Source organism: Protofrankia sp. Cj3, from assembly GCF_917627355.1.
GTDB lineage: Bacteria > Actinomycetota > Actinomycetes > Frankiales > Frankiaceae > Protofrankia.
Genome location: NZ_CAKJTR010000038.1, coordinates 33,862 through 37,055, shown reverse-complemented (window position 1 = coordinate 37,055; position 3,194 = coordinate 33,862). Strand labels below are relative to the sequence as shown.

General features: G+C 68.0%; 3 protein-coding genes. 2 read left to right on the top strand and 1 reads right to left on the bottom strand.

What is annotated here, in order from left to right; genetic code table 11:
• The first annotated feature begins 150 nt into the window (after positions 1-150).
• The gene (locus MJ783_RS07625; RefSeq protein WP_370651498.1) at positions 151-1,710 is read left to right on the top strand and encodes a lactate racemase domain-containing protein; all 1,560 of its coding nucleotides are present in this window, start codon (positions 151-153) and stop codon (positions 1,708-1,710) included.
• A complete protein-coding gene (locus MJ783_RS07620; protein WP_239309520.1) occupies positions 1,710-2,651 on the top strand; it encodes a lysophospholipid acyltransferase family protein in 942 nt (313 codons plus the stop codon). The genes MJ783_RS07625 and MJ783_RS07620 overlap by 1 nt, the downstream gene beginning before the upstream one ends.
• A gap of 131 nt (positions 2,652-2,782) precedes the next feature.
• Here the strand turns inward: MJ783_RS07620 and crcB are convergent, their stop codons facing one another.
• Complete coding sequence (gene crcB / locus MJ783_RS07615) at positions 2,783-3,157, bottom strand: fluoride efflux transporter CrcB (protein WP_239309530.1); 375 nt, start codon at positions 3,155-3,157, stop codon at positions 2,783-2,785.
• Between the last annotated feature and the right edge of the window lie 37 nt (positions 3,158-3,194).

The following is a 3,194-nucleotide window of genomic DNA, read 5'->3' as shown; positions in this document are numbered from 1 at the left end:
GACCTGATGGCGCCCTGATGAGGCGAGTGTGCAATCTGTTCGTAAGGACTACAACATTCACTGGGACGCTTACTGGATGGCGGCTGGCGGCGGAAGCGCCGCTCAGCCGGACTCGCGCGTGAGGGGATCGCACAGGTGAGACCGGGGTTCGTGCTCGAGGTCGATGAGCGGACTCCTCCGCTGCTCGTACACCAGGGTGAGGGGTTCGGGCTGGAGCGTTTCCCGCTCGGCACGCGGGTCGTCTACCCGCCGGAGTCGCTGCCGGAGCTGGCTGACGTCGACGCGGCGATCGGCCGGGCGCTGGCCGAGCCGGAGAACAGCGAGCCGTTGCGGGCGCTGCTGCGGCCGGGGATGCGCCTCACGATCGCCTTCGACGACCTGTCGATTCCGCTGCCGCCGATGCGCCGGCCCGACATCCGCCAGCGGGTGATCGAGCAGGTGCTCACGATCGCGGCCGAGGCCGGCGTGGACGACGTGGTGCTTATCGTGGCGAACGCGCTGCACCGCCGGATGACCGCCGCCGAGATCGAGCGGACTGTCGGGGAACGGGTGTTCCGCTCGTTCTGGCCGGACAGCCTCTACAACCATGACGCGGAGGACAGGGACAATCTGACGCATATCGGCCTGACCGAGAACGGTGAGGACGTCGAAATCAACCGACGGGCCGCCGAATCGGACCTGCTGGTCTATGTCAATGTCAACATGGTGGCGATGGACGGTGGCCACAAGTCGGTGCCGATCGGGCTCGCGTCCTACAACAGCCTGCGCCACCATCACAACAGTCATACAATGATCCATTCGCGTTCGTTCATGGACCACACCCGTTCGGCCATGCACTCCTCGGCGTGGCGGATGGGCCGGCTGCTGGCCGATCACCTGAAGATATTCACGGTGGAGACGACCGTGAACAACGCCTCCTTCCCGTCCCGCTACGCCTTTCTGATGAAGCGGGAATGGGAGTGGTCCATCCGTGACCAGGCGATGGCGTTCGGGATGTCGAGGGGGCTCGCGGCCATGCCGGTCCGTCCTCGCCGCAAGCTCTTCCAGGATCTTGTCGCTGGGTACGGGGTGACCGGCGTGCACGCGGGCGAGACCGAGGCCGTGCACGCCAAGACGCTCGCGAACGTGCACCGCCAGCAGCTTGTCGAGGTGAACGGGCAAAGCGACGTGCTGGTCGTGGGCCTGCCCTACCTGGGGCCGTACAACGTGAACTCGGTGCTCAACCCGATCCTCGCGATGTGCCTCGGGCTCGGGTACTTCTTCAACATGTACCGAGGGCGGCCCCTGGTCCGCCGCGGCGGGGCGATGATCCTCTACCATCCGGTGACGCCGGAGTTCTCTCAGCTCCATCATCCGTCGTATGTGGATTTCTTCGAGGAGGTTCTCGCCGAGTCCACCGACCCGGCGACGATCGAGACCACGTTCGAGAAGCAGTACGCGACCGACCCCTGGTACACCCACCTGTACCGCACGTCGCATGCCTACCACGGCGTGCACCCGTTCTATATGTGGTACTGGGGTGCGCATGCCATGGATCACCTGGGGGATGTGGTGTGGGTCGGTGGTGACCGGGCCGCCTGCGCGCGGATGGGCTTTCGGGCCGCGTCCACCCTGGCGGACGCGTTGGAGATGGTGTCGGGCACGGTCGGCCGCGATCCGTCCATGACCTACCTGCACTCCCCGCCGCACGTCATCGCGGACGTGCGCTGATGGCGCCCCGCCCGGCCGGGGCCGGGCTGCGTGAGGTGGCCCGCGGCTGGCGCTGGGGGGCCAGGCCACCGGTACCGCGTTCAGCTGAGCCACACCAGCTACCGGCGGTGGCCAGAGAGTTCCCCACGGCCTGGGCGCGCACACCGGCGATGCGGGCGGCCCGGGTCGCGGCTCTCGAGGTCGGGATGCGCCCGCTCCTGGACGCGAATCTGTCGCTGTCGGTGACAGGACTGGACGCCATCGACGGGCTTCGAGCGCCCGCGCTCTTCGTGTCGAACCACGCGAGCCATCTGGACGCGCCACTGCTGTTGTGCGCGCTGCCGCGGCAGGTGCGCGACCACACGGCCGTGGCCGCCGCCGCCGACTACTTCTTCGGTAGCTGGTGGCGGGGGCTGGGCACGGCCTTCCTGTTCGCGACCGTACCGATCGAGCGCCGCGGGGGCGCCCCCTCGACCGCGCCCGCGGATCTGCTCGCGGACGGCTGGAATCTTGTGATCTTCCCGGAGGGGACGAGGTCGAGGGACGGCCAGCTCACCCGTTTCCGGTTCGGCGCGGCACATCTGGCGATCACCTGTGGGGTTCCGGTGGTGCCGGTCGCCATCCGTGGCAGTTTCGCCGCGATGCCACGCGGACGCGGGTGGACGCTGCCTGGCCGGCCGGCGGTGTCCGTGCGTTTTGGCCGGCCTCTGTGGCCAGCCAGTGATGACCTTCGTTTCTTCACCGACCGGATCTTCGGTGAGGTCTCCCGGCTGCTGGCCGAGGACGCCACGTCATGGTGGGAGTCGCTACGCGCCACGCCCGCCAGCCCGAACCCGCCCGCTCGGAGTGCGCGGACCGCTCACTGGCGCCGGGTCTGGCAGTCAACCGAGCCCGTCGGACGCGACACGACGGGGTCTCCGTGGAAAGCTCCGAAGAATGTTAAAAACATCACGTCTGGCTGACAGCATGTCTAGCTCTGACAGCATGTCTAGCCGACATGGCGGATAAGAGGCTGCGGCAAGAGGGCCTTGGATCAGGGAGTGGCGTCCGGGTGGATGGGGCTGCGTTCTTACCCCCACACCCCCCGGGATTCTTACCCCCACACCCCCCGGGCGAGAAGCGTCCCGGCCGCGACGGCGCCGACAGCGGCCAGCACGCTGCCGGCGACGTTCACCACGGCGAGCAGCCGGGTGCCGTCCTGGGCGAGCCGTAGCGTCTCGTAGGAGAACGTCGAGCAGGTGCTCAACGCCCCGCAGAGCCCGGTACCGACCAGCAGTGCTGCCTGGGAGGACGCCGCTCCCGCGCGCACCGCCCCGGTGACCATGCCGAGGACACCACTGGCGATCATGTTAACGGTGAGCGTGCCCCACGGGAACACCGTGTCGTGCCGGGCCTGCACCAGCCGGTCGGTCAGGTAGCGCAACGGCGCGCCGATCATCGCGCCTATGATTACCAGCAACCAGTTCACGTGTCCGCCTTGTGACCGAGCCGTGCCCACTGTGCCA

Excerpts from the sequence above, each read along its gene's own strand:
- MJ783_RS07620 (WP_239309520.1), top strand. The coding sequence starts at position 1,710 with ATGGCGCCCCGCCCGGCCGGGGCCGGGCTGCGTGAGGTGGCCCGCGGC.